Source organism: Fluviicola taffensis DSM 16823 (genome assembly GCF_000194605.1).
Lineage (GTDB): Bacteria > Bacteroidota > Bacteroidia > Flavobacteriales_D > Crocinitomicaceae > Fluviicola > Fluviicola taffensis.
Map to the genome: position 1 here is coordinate 2,077,657 of NC_015321.1, position 16,072 is coordinate 2,093,728.

The 16,072-nt window shown below is 37.2% G+C and carries 13 protein-coding genes; 5 read left to right on the plus strand and 8 right to left on the minus strand.

The features are described from left to right. The first annotated feature begins 13 nt into the window (after nucleotides 1–13). From FLUTA_RS09055 to FLUTA_RS09070, 4 genes are all read left to right on the plus strand, one after another. Complete coding sequence (locus tag FLUTA_RS09055; RefSeq protein WP_013686566.1) at nucleotides 14–2,383, plus strand: ribonucleoside-diphosphate reductase subunit alpha; 2,370 nt, start codon at nucleotides 14–16, stop codon at nucleotides 2,381–2,383. Between the two features lie 306 nt (nucleotides 2,384–2,689). Next, nucleotides 2,690–3,367 (plus strand): suppressor of fused domain protein, encoded by a 678-nt coding sequence (locus FLUTA_RS09060; protein ID WP_013686568.1) that lies wholly within the window; start codon nucleotides 2,690–2,692, stop codon nucleotides 3,365–3,367. 35 nt (nucleotides 3,368–3,402) lie between these two features. Then, nucleotides 3,403–3,708, plus strand: coding sequence for a tetratricopeptide repeat protein (locus FLUTA_RS09065; protein ID WP_043023737.1), 306 nt, complete (start codon nucleotides 3,403–3,405; stop codon nucleotides 3,706–3,708). A 3-nt stretch (nucleotides 3,709–3,711) separates the two neighbouring features. Beyond that, entirely contained in the window at nucleotides 3,712–4,248 is a 537-nt protein-coding gene (locus FLUTA_RS09070) for a tetratricopeptide repeat protein (RefSeq protein WP_043023738.1), read from the plus strand. Nucleotides 4,249–4,394: 146 nt separating this feature from the next. Here the strand turns inward: FLUTA_RS09070 and FLUTA_RS09075 are convergent, their stop codons facing one another. Continuing rightward, nucleotides 4,395–8,021 carry a T9SS type A sorting domain-containing protein gene (locus FLUTA_RS09075; protein ID WP_013686569.1) on the minus strand — a complete coding sequence of 1,209 codons (3,627 nt, stop codon included), beginning with the start codon at nucleotides 8,019–8,021 and terminating at the stop codon, nucleotides 4,395–4,397. Nucleotides 8,022–8,165: 144 nt separating this feature from the next. On the opposite strand from FLUTA_RS09075, the gene FLUTA_RS09080 reads away from it, so the two are divergent. Then, nucleotides 8,166–11,618 carry a hypothetical protein gene (locus FLUTA_RS09080; RefSeq protein ID WP_013686570.1) on the plus strand — a complete coding sequence of 1,151 codons (3,453 nt, stop codon included), beginning with the start codon at nucleotides 8,166–8,168 and terminating at the stop codon, nucleotides 11,616–11,618. A 14-nt stretch (nucleotides 11,619–11,632) separates the two neighbouring features. Here FLUTA_RS09080 and FLUTA_RS09085 read toward each other — a convergent pair whose 3' ends face one another. The 7 genes from FLUTA_RS09085 to FLUTA_RS09115 all read right to left on the minus strand — a co-directional run bounded on the left by FLUTA_RS09085 (nucleotide 11,633) and on the right by FLUTA_RS09115 (nucleotide 16,068). Continuing rightward, nucleotides 11,633–12,457 (minus strand): hypothetical protein, encoded by an 825-nt coding sequence (locus FLUTA_RS09085; RefSeq protein WP_013686571.1) that lies wholly within the window; start codon nucleotides 12,455–12,457, stop codon nucleotides 11,633–11,635. A 128-nt stretch (nucleotides 12,458–12,585) separates the two neighbouring features. Beyond that, on the minus strand, nucleotides 12,586–13,308 hold the full coding sequence (locus FLUTA_RS09090; RefSeq protein WP_013686572.1) for a hypothetical protein: 723 nt from the start codon (nucleotides 13,306–13,308) through the stop codon (nucleotides 12,586–12,588). Further along, nucleotides 13,305–13,559 (minus strand): T9SS type A sorting domain-containing protein, encoded by a 255-nt coding sequence (locus FLUTA_RS09095; RefSeq protein ID WP_043023741.1) that lies wholly within the window; start codon nucleotides 13,557–13,559, stop codon nucleotides 13,305–13,307. Before FLUTA_RS09095 ends, FLUTA_RS09090 begins: the two co-directional genes overlap by 4 nt. 156 nt (nucleotides 13,560–13,715) lie before the next feature. After that, the gene (locus FLUTA_RS09100; protein ID WP_013686573.1) at nucleotides 13,716–14,426 is read right to left on the minus strand and encodes a hypothetical protein; all 711 of its coding nucleotides are present in this window, start codon (nucleotides 14,424–14,426) and stop codon (nucleotides 13,716–13,718) included. Then, on the minus strand, nucleotides 14,423–14,773 hold the full coding sequence (locus FLUTA_RS09105; RefSeq protein ID WP_013686574.1) for a T9SS type A sorting domain-containing protein: 351 nt from the start codon (nucleotides 14,771–14,773) through the stop codon (nucleotides 14,423–14,425). Before FLUTA_RS09105 ends, FLUTA_RS09100 begins: the two co-directional genes overlap by 4 nt. Then, a complete protein-coding gene (locus tag FLUTA_RS09110) occupies nucleotides 14,760–15,419 on the minus strand; it encodes a hypothetical protein (RefSeq protein WP_013686575.1) in 660 nt (219 codons plus the stop codon). The genes FLUTA_RS09105 and FLUTA_RS09110 overlap by 14 nt, the downstream gene beginning before the upstream one ends. A gap of 1 nt (nucleotide 15,420) precedes the next feature. Next, nucleotides 15,421–16,068, minus strand: a complete 648-nt coding sequence (locus FLUTA_RS09115) for a hypothetical protein (RefSeq protein WP_013686576.1) — start codon at nucleotides 16,066–16,068, stop codon at nucleotides 15,421–15,423. Nucleotides 16,069–16,072: the final 4 nt, after the last annotated feature.

Below are 16,072 nucleotides of genomic sequence, written 5' to 3' on the forward strand. Positions count from 1 at the left end.
AATAGAGCGCAAAATGTACGTATTAAAAAGAGACGGAAGAAAAGAGGCGGTGAAATTTGACAAAATCACTGCACGCATCATCAAGATGTGTTATGGGCTAGACCCACTAGTTTCCCCAGAGGCTGTTGCCATGAAGGTCATCGAAGGAATTTACGATGGGGTAACAACAACGGTATTAGATAATTTAGCGGCTGAGGTTGCAGCAGCTAAAACAATTGATCATCCAGATTATGCTTTGTTAGCATCAAGAATTGCTGTGTCTAACTTACACAAGGAAACGAAAAAATCGTTCTCTGAAGTAATGGAAGATTTGTATAAATACGTAGATCCTAAAACGGGTCAACGTGCTTCTTTGATTGCTGATGATGTGTATGAAGTGATTCAAAACAACAGTGAATTATTGGATTCAAGTATTATTTATGATCGTGATTTCCGCTACGATTATTTTGGATTCAAAACCTTGACAAGAAGTTACTTGTTGAGAACAAAGGGTGAAATCGCAGAAAGACCACAACAAATGTTGATGCGTGTTGCTGTTGGTATTCACAAAAATGATTTGCCACAAGCAATCAAAACATACAACTTGATGTCTGAGGGATGGTTTACTCATGCTACACCAACGTTGTTTAATGCAGGCACACCAAAACCTCAAATGTCTTCATGTTTCTTGTTAACGATGAAAGATGATAGCATTGAAGGTATCTACGAAACGTTGAAATCTTGCGCTCAGATTTCTCAATCGGCTGGTGGTATCGGTTTAGCTATTCACAATATCCGTGCAACAGGATCATATATCAAAGGAACAAATGGTACATCTAACGGAATCGTTCCAATGTTACGTGTATTCAATGATACAGCTCGTTATGTAGATCAAGGTGGAGGAAAACGTAAAGGTTCTTTCGCAATGTACATTGAGCCTTGGCATGCAGATGTGTTCGATTTCCTAGACTTGAAAAAGAATACAGGAAAAGAAGAAATGCGTGCACGTGATCTGTTCTTCGCTTTATGGATTCCAGATTTGTTCATGAAACGCGTAGAAGAAAACGGAGATTGGACCTTGATGTGTCCACACGAATGTCCAGGTCTTTCTGATACGTTTGGTGCTGAATTCGAAGCATTGTACACGCAATACGAAACTGAAGGAAAAGGTCGTAAAACAATCAAAGCACAAGATTTATGGTTCAAAGTATTGGAATCTCAAATTGAGACTGGTACGCCATATATGTTGTACAAAGATGCAGCTAATGCGAAATCAAATCAACAGAATTTAGGAGTGATTAAATCTTCTAACTTGTGTACTGAGATTATTGAGTATACTGCACCAGATGAAATCGCTGTTTGTAACTTGGCTTCTTTGGCGTTACCAAAATATGTAACAGAAGATGGTAAGTTTGATCACGACAAATTGTTTGAAGTAACATACCAAGCAACTGTAAACTTGAATCGCATTATTGATGGTAACTTCTATCCAGTAGAAGAAGCACGCAAGTCAAATATGCGTCACCGTCCAATCGGATTGGGAGTTCAAGGATTAGCAGATACATTCATCATGTTGCGTTATCCTTTCGAATCTGAAGAGGCAAGAGCATTAAACCGTGAGATTTTTGAAACAATCTATTACGCGGCAATGACAGCTTCTAAAGACTTGGCTATGGCTGAAGGTCCTTACGAAACGTATGCTGGTTCTCCAGTTTCAAAAGGGGTTTTCCAATACGATATGTGGGGTGTTACTCCAACAAGTCGTTGGGAATGGGATTTATTGAAAGAAGAAGTAGCGAAATATGGTGTGCGTAACTCTTTGTTAGTTGCTCCAATGCCAACAGCTTCAACAGCTCAAATTCTTGGAAACAACGAGTGTTTTGAGCCTTATACGTCGAATATCTACACACGTCGTGTATTGTCTGGTGAGTTTATCATCGTAAACAAACACTTGTTGAAGGATTTGGTGAAAGAAGGTTTATGGACGAAGGACATGCGTCAGAAATTGATGGCAGCAAATGGATCTGTTCAAAACATCAACGAGATTCCTCAATACATCAAGGATTTATACAAAACAGCTTGGGAAATTTCTCAAAAAGCAATTATAGAGCAAGCTGCTGATCGTGGAGCATACATTTGTCAATCTCAATCGTTGAACATTTTCATGGAAAATGCAAACTTTGGTAAATTGACTTCCATGCACTTCTACGGTTGGAAAAAAGGATTGAAAACAGGAATGTATTACTTGAGAACGAAAGCTGCAACAGATGCAATTAAGTTCACAGTAGATAAAGCAGTAACGGAAGAACCAGCAGCAATTTCGGCAGCTGAATTGGAAGAACAACAAGCAGCAATCGCATGTTCTTTGGATAATCCAGATAACTGTGAAATGTGTTCAGGCTAGAATTTAATTCTATCTCAATTTCGTAAGAAATTGATTGCTTTGTAAAAGCAAATGGCTAATTCACCGTAGGTAAATGTGTTCAGGATAGAACTTGAAATAAATTGAACAGTAGGGATGCGATTAATCGCATCCCTACGTGTTTTAACCATGTTGTGATGTTAATAATTGTGCCGTTTTTATGATATCACAGTGTAAATCCCATTCGCCTCTGCGGATGGGATTTTTTGATTTTTATAGGAACATAATGCATTCTGTTCCTGCAAAAACAATATATTTAAAGGATGTAAATGAATAAAAACACCCGTAATGAATTACGAAGAACACTTTACTCAATCGGCTCAAATTCGTGAGAAGAACTGGAAATCAATTGGAAATCTTCACACAGATGTAATCACTCATTTGATTAATCCAGCTTTTATGGGTGGTCCCGAATGGCCTTCTACTCGCCAGGCTTTTGTGGTCATCGATACACCTTCAGGAACTATTTTATCTTCTGATGGACTCAGTGATCCATACAATGATTTTGATGAAAATCCGGATAATCAAGCGTATAATGGTATTGGATGCGAATTTTACATTGAATGCAGCGAAAATTTGGGGTCTTTTGATGATATCAAGTCTTCCTGGCAATTCACGGTGGTATATCAAGCGGCTCAACTGGCTGCCGGAAATCCGAATATTGCTTCCATTATCCAGGAACACAAATACGTTTCAACAGAGTTGTATCATTGCACTGTTCCCGAATCATTTCAGAATGAACACGAACGGGTTGGTGTTTTATTGGGCTTAAGTTCGAAACAAGTGCCAGCTGAATTGGAATTGTCATTGGAAAAAATCTGCTTGGTAAATGTGATGCTATTAACCAAAGAAGAATTGGCATATATCACCGAAAATGGAAGCGAAGCTCGCTTAGAAGTTGCAAAGAAACTGGAAGAACTACCAGCATCCGGAAAATCTTTCCTGGAACGGAAGTCGGTTGTGTAACGCATGCTTGGTAATAATAGTAACTAAAACAAAGAATGAACAAATCATATAAAATTCTAGCTCTACTATCTCTATTGATTTTTCTTATTGGGTGTAAAAATCAGCAAGACATTGAGGATGAAATTATTACTTCCAATGATTTCAAAGTAGCACAAGAGGCCTATTTCAATGGTGATTACCAACTATCGATCAAACATTATTCCAGTCTCATTAAAGACTATCCTGATCTAGATTGGTTATACATGAATCGAGGGGATGCTTATTCTGATAATGGAGATGTGGACAGGGCAATTAAGGACTACGATTTTGTTATAAATAAAAATGGAAAAGATAAGGGATAAGCAATGCTCAAATCAGCATTAACGTATTTTTATACCGATGACTTTGAGAAGTCTGAAAGCATATTTTACACGATAACAAAATTGAATCCTTCTGAATATTCAAATGAAATATGGTCAGCATACTACCATCTGGGTCAAACAGCCTATAAATCTAAGCAATTCAAAAAAGCAATCGAACTTTATTGTAGAGCAGATCAGTATAGTAAAACCTTACTGACAAATTATCATAAAGCCAATGCGTTTTATAGTTTGGGCCTTATTGATTCTGCAGATGTGAATTTCAACAAGAGTATAGGATTTGTAAAGCAGGATTTTATTGAAATGTACCCGGAATCAGCAATTGCTCAATGTGAAATTTGTGGTTTTCCTTTTGGATCAAAGGAATATGAATTATTGACAGTTCCAACAAGAGAAGGTCACATGCACACTATGAAAAAGCTGGAAGAGAATAAAATTGTTCAGGACGTGATTCATAATCCTGATAAATACCTTGATTCTACTAATTTGAAGAACAACAAAAACATCTATTTTATTAAATAGAGTTTTGACTGTTTATGTCCCGATTGCGGGATTGAACGAGATAGAACACACAATTACTAGCACAGCTTTAACACGTTAGTACTTTAACATGGCACGCTGTACGTCATGGACTTCTAAACCGTGCTTACTTTTTTATCGAACTCTGGTTAATTAATAACACTAAATAGTTTGTTGACAATTCCTTGGCTCGTAATTAGTCTTACAAAATAGTGACCAGTTGCCAACGATGACACATCAATTATTCCTGTCATTAAATTTACCGGTGTTGCAAGCAGCATTCCGTTAATATCTAAAACAGTTATTCCCAAAATAGGAACAGAGCCTTCAATCGTTAGTTTTCCATCCACACATGGATTCGGATACAATTTGATTTGGTTTGAAAACAGGTCTTCCAGTCCAAGATTTTCAATTTCAACACAATCCGAAGTAGCCGAACAACCCTCCTGATTTGTCACGATAACCGCATATGAGCCATTTTCCAGAGGAACAAAAATTTGCTCATTTGCATTATTAATGAAGGCACTATCAATACAATTGATCCATTGATAAACCTCATTACTGGTGTTGGCCGTAATACTTAAGTCGTTATTCAAGGTCGTTGTTGCATCGACTATAGGCTTTACTATCAAATGAATCGTAATCACACTATCACAACCATAAAAATTAGGAATAGTATCCATATAAGTTCCCGAACTTGTCCAGGTATGATTTCCACTTGGGCTGGTATAGGTTCCACAAACGGCGGTATCAATTGTTGATAGTGTAGTCCTGTTTATCAAATGAATTGTCATCACACTATCGCAACCATAAAAATTGGGAATAGTGTCCATATAGGTTCCTGAACTTGTCCAGTTATGATTTCCACTTGGACTGGTATAGTTTCCACAAATGGCGGTATCAATTGTTGATAGTGTAGCCATGTTTACGGTCAAATTGATTGTAATGAGACTATCGCAACTTATCGTGTTCGGAATAGTGTCCATATAGATTCCTGAACTTGTCCAAATATGATTTCCACTTGGACTGGTATAGGTTCCACAAACGGTGGTGTCAATCGTTGATAATGTAGCCATGTTTACTGTCAGATGAATGGTCATAACACTATCACAACCATAAAAATTGGGAATAGTATCCATGTAGGTTCCCGAACTTGTCCAGGTATCGTTTCCACTTGGGCTGGTATAGGTTTCACAAACAGTGGTATCAATTGTTGATGAACTAGGTGCACCGACGATGAGATAGATCGTAAAAATACTATCTGCTCCATTCATAGTTGGAATCGTATCATTAAAAATCTCAGAAACTGTTTTAGTCAACCCGCTTGGACTGATGTATAGTTGACAAACAATCGTATCAATGCCGATTGAAGTAGCCTCGTAAGCACCAATATCGACTCTTCCGTTCATAATTCTGGTAGCTCCTTGTAAGTCAATAGGCAGTTGTTCGGATGTATTGCCATTATAATTTACATCCAGTGTATCATTCTGCAGGAGATTGTTAGCTCCGCTATTTACTAAAATAGAATTGGGAGCAAGACGAAAATCATTGTTGGAAGTATCTGCGAACCGAAGATCGATGGTTGGATCAGTTCCGTCAAAATTAGCGTTGCTGGCAGATAAATCAATCTTGGAAACGTAGCTATTGTATGCAACTAATACGCTGGGAATGGTTGCGGAACTATTTTGAATGGGAATTTGTGGACGATTACTAGTAGAACCGACAATCGTATTAGATAAAGAGATCTTTCCATCCACCCAAATTGCGTCTGCTGTTGAAGTATTAGAGTGACTGAAATTATCAATGATGGTACAGGAACCTGCCGTTAAAGTATCTACGGCATAAATTGCTCCTGCTCTTGAGCTATTAATAGGTGAAAATGTGGGAGAGGTGGCAGTATTGTTGCTCAGTTCACAATTACTTATCAGTAAAACATTGCCGGTATAAATTCCTCCTCCGGAAGCTGTATTAGCAGAAGAAACACTATTGTTACGGAAAAGACATGTACTCACGGTGAGACCGCCATTATTGTAAATGGCACCTCCGTATGAAGCGTTAGTAGTATAAGTAGAAGTGCTGGAATTATTAGCTAATGTGGAGGCCTTCATTTTAGAACGACCGTTAGCAAAAATGGCACCCCCGCGAGCAGAATAATAAGAAGAGGCAATATTATTAGTTAAAATACAGGAATCCATAGTTAAAATGCTCCCAACGAAAACCGCTCCTCCAGTAGACTTACGTGAAATGCAAGAATTGCCATTTAGAGTACATTTATTCATATTTAAAGAAAAAACAACATAAATGGCGCCTCCATAAGCATTGGCCAGGGCATTCGTAGCGGTAAAGAGCGAATTGATCGAATTGTTATTTAAAACGGAAGCATTCATGACTACATTATTTGCAGCGTAGATCGCACCTCCATAACTATCTGGATTTGCACAATTGAAGGCATTCTTAGCAAGGTTGTTCGTGAAATTACAAGAGTCGATCTCTAATAAACCTGAAGCATAGATCGCACCTCCTTTAGATTTACTAGATGAATTTCCGTTGAATGAGGAGGTAGAAGAATATGAAGAATTCCCGTTGATACTACAGCGTATGAGTGCGATGTTACTTTCGGTATATATCGCACCCCCGGAGGAAGCATTCGCAAAGTAATAATTAGAAGAAGCATAAGAAGAGGACGCAAGGGATGAACTGTTGATTACAGCACATGCCGTCATTGTTAGTGAGGAAACAGCATAAATCGCACCACCCTTGGAATTAGCACCATAGGTAGTTGAGCAGGTGGAAGAATTCCCTTCTAAAATACAGGAATCCATCGTTAAAGCAGCAGCGGCATAAATAGCTCCACCCAAAGATGAAGGGGCATAGCTGGAAAAACTGGAAGAAGTGAGTGAAGTGTTTCCATTTAAGGTACACAAATTCATGGTTAAACTACTTTCCGAATACACTGCACCTCCCTTTGTAGAACCCAAAAAATATGAAGACAAAGTAGAAGCTGAAACAGAGTTGTCATTTAAGGAACAATCATTCATGATTAAACCGTTTACCGAATAAACAGCTCCTCCATTAGAATTGGAATAATAGGAAAACTGAGGAGAACCAGAAATGGCTGTCCATGTACTGGAGCTTATGGAGGAATTGCCATCTAGTGTGCACGAGTTCATTATTAAAAGTCCTTGGGCATAAATCGCCCCTCCTTTAGATATGATATTGGAACCAACAGAAGTAATGGTTGAAGAATTCCCGTTTAGTGCACAAAAACTCAGCGATAGAGTAGAAGATGTGTATATGGCTCCTCCATAAATAAAATTATCACCAACGGTAGTCATGAAAGAAGAATTCCCATTTAAGGTACAATGAGTCATGGTTAGCGGGGACGATGCATGGATGGCACCTCCGTTACCACCTGTAATTCTTCCGTTTACCAGAACCAAACTATCCAGGGTTACCACCTGTAATCCTGCTGATATCAGAAAAAGTCTGTTTGTATTATTACCACTAATGTACAGGGTATCATTTTGATTGTATAAACCAATGATTGTCACATTTTGATCAATGGTAATTTGGCTTTCAAGCACAAGAGTGTCACTTCCAGTATTCAGAAGATTTGTACTAAAACGAATGGTATCTCCACTCGTGGCATCATCCACCAATTGACGAAAAGAACCTAAACCTGAGTCATTCAGATTCATCACTGTATGTACTTGTTGTGCATAACTGAAATGTGTAAACAAGAAGACTAAAGCAAGAATATATAGGATGCGATTCATTAAGTTGATTTTTTTTCGCTAAAATAGTGTTTTTTTTTTGCTAAAACCACAATCTATTGTCTACTTATAGAGTAGCAACTTCACCACATCTTCATTTTATTGGAATTCATACTAGAACATAACTTAAAACGTTAGTACTTTAGCATGATGCACGCTGTACGGGTTGGACTTCTATTGCTAAGCAGTATATTTTGTGGTGTTCATAGCTGGACACAGGAGAACGCGTACCGTCAAAAGACTGTTGCTGCAACGAACAATCCCATTCAATTAGATTCTTTAAGCATTGCTCCAAATTCAATCATAGTGCGCTGTGGAGAGCGAATTATTTTGCCGTATGAATATGTGATTGATTATTCAAAAGGAACTTTTCAGTTATACAATCCATGTTCTGAAGAATTGAAAATATCCTATCGTGTATTGCCATTTTTGTTTTCTAGAAATTATCAATTAAGAGACACGAGTATCATCTACAATGAAAATAAAGGAGATCGTGAAAAATACTTAATCACACCAACATTGGAACCGATCGATTTAATGGGTGTTAATGGTTTAAGAAAATCAGGGAGTATCTCTCGTGGAATTACCTTTGGTAATAGACAAGATTTATCGGTGAATTCTTCTTTAAACTTAGAATTATCAGGATATATTGCTCCTAATCTACAGGTTTTGGCTTCCGTAACAGATGATAATTTGCCCATTCAAGCGGAAGGAAACACCAATAAACTACAGGAATTTGACCAAGTTTTTATTCAACTTTTCAATGATCAGTTCAAACTCACAGCAGGTGATTTTTGGATTAGTAAACCCGATGGGTATTTTTTGACTTACAAGAAGCGCGGACAAGGTTTAACAGGAGAATACTACTGGAAGAAAGACAAAACAGGGTCTATCAAAACGCAAGTGAGTGGAGCACTTTCTAAAGGAAAATTCAACCGACAAATTATTCAAGGTGTGGAAGGAAATCAAGGACCTTATCGCTTGAGAGGAAATGAAAATGAGCCATACATTATTATCCTCTCGGGGACAGAACGGGTATTTATTGACGGTAGATTGATGAGTCGTGGTCAGGAGTTTGATTATGTGATTGATTATAATACTTCTGAGCTCACGTTTACAGCAAAAAATTTGATTACGAAAGACATTCGAATTGTGGTAGAGTTTCAGTATTCCGACCAAAATTACGCCCGCTCCTTATTCCAATTTTCAACGACAGCACAAAGTAAAAATCTAGATTGGTGGATTAATGCGTATTCTGAACAAGATGCTAAAAATCAACCCTTGCAGCAAAATTTGACCAATGATCAAAAGTTTCTTTTATCTAAAATTGGAGACAGTTTGCAGTTAGCTCGTTATTCGGTCATAGATTCTGTGGGGTATTCAGAAAATTTGGTGATGTATCAAATGGTCGATACCTTGGGTTATGATAGCGTTTTAGTTGCTTCTGTGAACCAAAGTTTCGCTTACTATAAAGCTCAATTTTCGTATGTCGGACCAGGAAAAGGCGATTATGTGTTCGAAAAATTCAATGCGATTGGTCGTGTTTACAAATGGGTTGCCCCAGTTGGTGGGATTTCTGTTGGAGATTACGCCCCAGTTTCATTGTTAATTACCCCAAAACGTCAGCAATTATTTACTGCTGGAGCCACTTATCGGTTGAATGACCGATTGAAACTCACCTCTGAACTGGGAATGAGTGGGTATGATCTCAACACCTTTTCAACAGTTGATCGGTTTGATGATCGGGGGTTTTCCATGCGAACCAAAATTGAACACAGCAATCCGTTCGGAAGAAAAGATTCCATTCAAGCTTGGAGTTGGAAGAAGCAAGCAGAAATTGAAATGCTTGATCCCTACTTCAAACCGATTGAGCAGTATCGTGCGGTCGAATTTGATCGTGATTGGAATACACGAAATCAGAATTACACAGGAAACCAAGTGTTAAGTACTCTTGGAACCAGTATCGAAAACAAAAATTACGGACGTATTGGAATCAACGCGCAACAATATAAAATTGGTTCTTCCTTTTCGGGGCTTCGTACGCAATTCCTAACTAATTGGAAACAACGTGGATTCAATGTGAATATAGATGCCAGTTATTTAAGTGCCAAGAATGATAACACCAATCAATTTTTAAGACACAGGGCTGATATTTCCAAACAAATAAAAAAAGTGCGGATTGGTTATAAGGACGATCAAGAATGGAATCGATTTATACAAGGCGATTCTTTGTTGAGTCTACAATCGTATAGTTTCTTTGATTATCAAGGTTATTTGGCTTTTGGAGACACAACTTCTGGCGAATTATTGGTCAGTTATCGGGAACGAATTGACGGTAGATCAGATAGTACACGTTTGCGAAATGCAGCGAAGGCACGTACATTGAGAGCTGAGTGGACTAAGAATAACTGGAAAAATCAACGATTATACATTGTAGCTAATTACCGTGAGTTGAAAATTTTGGATACAACATTAATCATGCAAGCGCCAGAAAACACGACCAACGGACGAATCGATCACGACATTAAATTTTGGAAAGGAGCTGTGAATTTGACCACTTTTTATGAAGTTGGAGCAGGTTTGGAACAAAAAAAGGAGTTCATCTATATCAAAGTAAATGATGGTCAGGGAGTTTATACTTGGAATGATTACAACGGAGATGGAATTAAGGATTTGAATGAATTCGAAATTGCTGCTTATGCCGATCAAGCGAGTTATATACGTGTTTTTACACCTTCAAATGATTACATCAAAACCTATTCGAATGAGTACAACCAATCTTTGACTTTGCGACCAGAGCGTGTTTGGGGAAGTAAAACAGGTGTTCGAAAAGTTGTTTCACGGTTTTCTACCCAAACCCGCTTTCGTTTACAGCGTAAAACAAATATATTCGATGGAGCAAGGGCGTATAATCCATTTGTAGGAAGCATCGATGATCAATCGTTAATTAGCACGGCAAATATTATTAAGAATACCGTTTATTTCAACCGAACCAATAATATCGGAGGAGGAGATTACAGTTATGAAAGCTCCAAAACGAAAACCTTACTAGCAACAGGTTTCGATGGAAAGACAAAAGAATCTCATGAATTCAATGCGCGATTAACACTTTTGAAGAAATTCAGTATTCAGTCGCAATTTGAAACGGGTTTAAAAACTTCTTCAGTGGATTATACTTCTGGTAGAAACTACCGATTGCATTATTGGCAATTAAAACCATCGTTGATTTATCAACCGAATACATCGTTGCGCTTTAGTTTGGATGGTCGGGTAATCAAGAAAAGAAACGATGAAAATCTCGGAGGTGAACAGGCAGATATTTACGATATTGGTTTCACAGGGAAGTTCAATCAAACAGAGAAAGGAAGTTTACAAGGGCAATTCAATCTCATTCGGATAGCATTTCGTGGAGATTCAAACACGCCATTGGGTTTTGAGTTGTTAGAAGCATTGAAACCTGGAGTAAATTATGTTTGGAGTTTAGGCTATCAGCGATCAATCTCAAAAAGTCTTCAAATATCAATCCAGTACAATGGGCGTAAAAGCGAAGGAAACAAAGTGATTCACGCTGGTGGAATGGAAGTGAAAGCGTTTTTTTAAATCTATTTTTTCGGTCATTTCTTATTTTCTTTCTTTTTTTTGTGAAATGATCCAATAGTGTAGGAATAGTGCAATTGTCCAGTGAGCCTAGGTGATAGTGAAAAAGTTTTTTGTTCATAATAATTTCCCATAGTACTTCCAGAACTGATTACCTGATATTTATTTATTCGCGGTGAAAAATTAACTCCAAAGGATAAATGAATCGCCGAGTTTTGGTTTTTACCAAATCTAATCCCTGTTCTTAACATAATTGACACGAAGAATGAGTTGAATTCTGGTTTAGTAATACTATCGCCTAAATCCTGATCCCAGGAGTTCTCCTGTTTGTGTGGAGATGGGTAGTTATAAGATATTGAATGCTTGCCTGACATACTTTTTTGCTGCGAAGCAAACTTTTGTATTATGCTTTGACTGATATTCAGATCAAATCCAAGCTCGAACTTTGTACTTCGTTTTTGACCAAAACTATATAAATAGGAAGAATTCAATCCTAACCGTAAATCGTGAAATTGTGCTTTTTCACGAAAAATTTCTGTATGTGAGTATGCACCTCCCACATCTGCATTTCCATCATGATAGGATGTTACTCGTCTATATCCGTTTGTATAATAAGAAGCTTCCAATCCAAATCGAATTCTATTTTGTGAACGCGATAAACTGGGCTCTACATAAAAGAGTAACTTGGTTGCGGGCATAATTTTGTCTCGAAATTGTGCTTCTGTATTGCGGCTATACATTTCAAAAGAAAGATATTGTGTACTTATTTCAACTCCATAATTCAACTGAGCATTTGCTAAGTAACCTATCATAAGAAGGATAATGGATAATATGGTTTTCATAATCAATTATGACTTTTTAAATGTGTATTAATTGGTTCCTCACATGCCACAACAACCTTATCGTTCCCGCCTACATTAGCGGTATAATTCGATAAATAGGTGACATTTGGTCCGCCGTGAAATTTATATTACTCAGCCTTTTCACCCGTTTTCTTTTCCTTCTTCTTAAACGGCAAGGTATAATTGACACCTAAACCGATATCGTAGAAAAATAAAAATGTTTTCCCTTTTCTTTCTGAAAACCCTGCATTTTCATAATGAAAACGCACCCAATAAGGCATTACAAACGCAGAAATCTTAAAGCGCTTAAATGCATAACCCACATTAACTCGTGTTAAAAAAGCGATAGGCATTTTGGTGACATAGTAATATTTACCTTTAATTGGGTAGTTTGTACCAGGAATAAAATTAGGTGTATTTAATACGTGTTGTTTAGATCCACCATTAATAATAAAATGATTATCAGATTTTTCAGAAAGAATTAAGGAATCTCTCAATTGATTCAGAAAATAGAACCGAGTGCCAACATTAGCGGAAACAAAGACACTGGAATGAAATAGCTTGGTTTCAAAACCTATCCAAGGCTCTAATTTACCTGTAAAACTTGGCTTCATTGCGACACTTGGATTAGTAAGAGTTGATCGATTAATATACCAGCATTCAGCTCCTAATCCCACGCCAGCATTAAATTTATGCAAGTGAATGGTGTACTCACCGGTTAAATTAATCTGTTTTTCCAGGTAATTGAATTGCCTCCACGAGCTAGATAACCCTATGTCATGTTTCATCTGTGCAACTACAAACACAGGAAGTTGTGCTATAATGACAAATAATAAAATAGTTCGTCTCATAATTTTACAAATTTGAGTGGTGCATCTCCCTTTCGTGATACTATTATGTACACACCACTTGCATAGGTGGATACATCCAATGTTTGATATTCTCTGTTTGTGCCAATTACATTTGTTTTTTGCTCTTGTCCCTGCGCATTGTAAATGGTGATTTCTCCAACATCTAAAGCTACATGAAGCAAGTCCGTTGTTGGATTGGGGAATATCAATTCTTCTATTTCATTTGATTCTGCAGTTGTTGTGTTATCCATAAGTAAGCTTTTATTAGCTAATTTGTGCGCCACAAACCAAACCACGGGCCTGTTTTGATTCAAATGTGGAAATTCTACAATTACTTTATCGTTCCCACCTACATTAGCGGTATAGCTCGATAAATAGGTGACATTTGGACCGCCGTAAAATTTATATTACTCAGCCTTTTCTCCTGTTTTCTTTTCCTTCTTCTTAAATGGTAAGGTATAATGGAGGCTTAAACCAAGATCATAGAAAAATAAAAACGTTTTTCCTGTTCTTGTTGGATCTACTGCGTTCTCATAATGGAAACGTACCCAATAAGGCATTACAAAAGCGGAGATCTTTACGTTTTTAAAAGCATACCCAATATTCACCTTAGTTAATAATGCCAATGGCATGGCTGTAATATAAGCAGATCTGCCTTTTTCTGAATCTCCATATATATCCTGTGGAGATGTTGATAAGCTATTAACATACTTTCTTGAACTAACACTTAGATGGTCATCAAATAGACTCAATGAATCTGTTAATTGATTCAGAAAATAGAACCGAGTGCCAATTTGGGTTGAAAGAAAAACACCTGAATGAAACAGCTTGGTTTCAAATCCTATCCAAGGTTCTACCTTACCCGTAAAACTCGGTTTCATTAAAGAATTTGGTTTACTAAAATTGGAAGAATTAATATACCAACATTCCGCACCTAAACTAACGCCAGAAGTAAATTTGCTTAAATGAAAGTTATAATCTACTGTTAAATTAATTGCTTCCTTAGATGTTTCAATTCCACGCCATGAGCTACATATCCCAATATCATGATTCATTTGAGCAACTACAAACACAGGAAGTTGTGCTATAATGACAAATAATAAAATAGTCCGTCTCATAATTTTACAAATTTGATTGGTGCATCACCCTTTCGTGATACTATTATGTACACACCGCTTGCATAGGTGGATACATCCAATGTTTGATATGCTCTGTCTGTGCCAATTACATTTGTTTTTTGTTCTTGTCCCTGCGCATTGTAAATAGTGATTTCTCCAATATCTAAAGCTACATGAAGCAAGTCTGCCGTTGATTTCAGTAATTTCAGTTCCACACCTGAAATACCTTCTCCAGTAACAGGATTTAGCACACGCCCTTTAGCTGTGTCGGTTTTTCCAAACTTGGTGCAGGTGCTTAATAAGAGTAAGCACAAAATTGAAAATAAAGCTCTCTCAATAAAACACATTCAATGTAGCAGTTTGATTCTCACCCACAAAAATGGTATCATAATACGTAGTAGTTATCCCATTTTTAGTTACCTCCCAATGAAAATATTTATATCCCATAGAACTTTTTACGGGAGATCCCGGAATATCAATACACCCATCCAGTGATGTCATCAGTCCAGGATTAAATGTTCTTGAATCATAAGGTCCTCCATTGAAATATAATTTAACATTGTCATTCGAATCGAAACAAGAATTATTTTTAATATAAATAATGATATTACCATACGGCACAGCATAAAAATCGGCATGCAGTGTTTTCCCTTTTTTCAATCCAACATTCCCAGTATTGGTGTTTTTAAGTTCCCCATCAACAAACCAACCCACGGGATAGTAGTCAGCAGGTAAGTTGCAAGACAAAGAGTAGCCTTTTAATCCTGCTTTAGAAATTTCATAAAAACCATCGCCATCAGTAGTGGCCGTTTTTACGGCCTTATTTCCACCTGGCAAACCTGCCGTTGATTTTAGTAATTTCAGTTCCACCCCAGAAATACCTTCTCCGGTAACAGGATTTAGCACACGCCCTTTAGCTGTGTCGGTTTTTCCAAACTTGGTGCAGGAAATTACTAGTGAAAATATAACAATAAGAGTAATAATAAATCTCATATTAATAATCGATATTATATACGGCCTGCCCATTCCCAGATACAGTCAAAATATGTGAATACGAATTACTTATTCCATTTCTTATGACTGTCCACTTAATGGAATAATCTCCACTTGGAACTTTAGCAAAAACACCATTATTATCATAGCAACCAGTTAAAGTAAAAGGTTGAAAGACTAAAACACCATTTAGTGATGCATAATTTCTCACATAAATCAATGTGTCATTTGGTCCTTGGCAATTTACATTATGGATACTAATTTTTATTTCTCCATAAGGCACAGCATAAAAATCGGCATGTAGTGTTTTACCTTTTTTCAATCCAACATTACCAGTATTGGTGTTTTTTAGTTCCCCATCAATAAACCACCCCAAAGGATAGTAGTCAGCAGGTAAGTTGCAAGACAAAGAGTAGCCTTTTAAACCTGCTTTAGAAATTTCATAAAAACCATCACCATCAGTAGTGACCGTTTTTACTGCCTTATTTCCTCCTGGCAAACCTGCCGTTGATTTTAGTAATTTCAGTTCCACACCAGAAATACCTTCTCCGGTAACAGGATTTAGAACACGCCCTTTAGCTGTGTCGGTTTTTCCAAACTTGGTGCATCCTGAAACTAAAATCAAAATCGTGAATAGAAACAATCTCATAGAC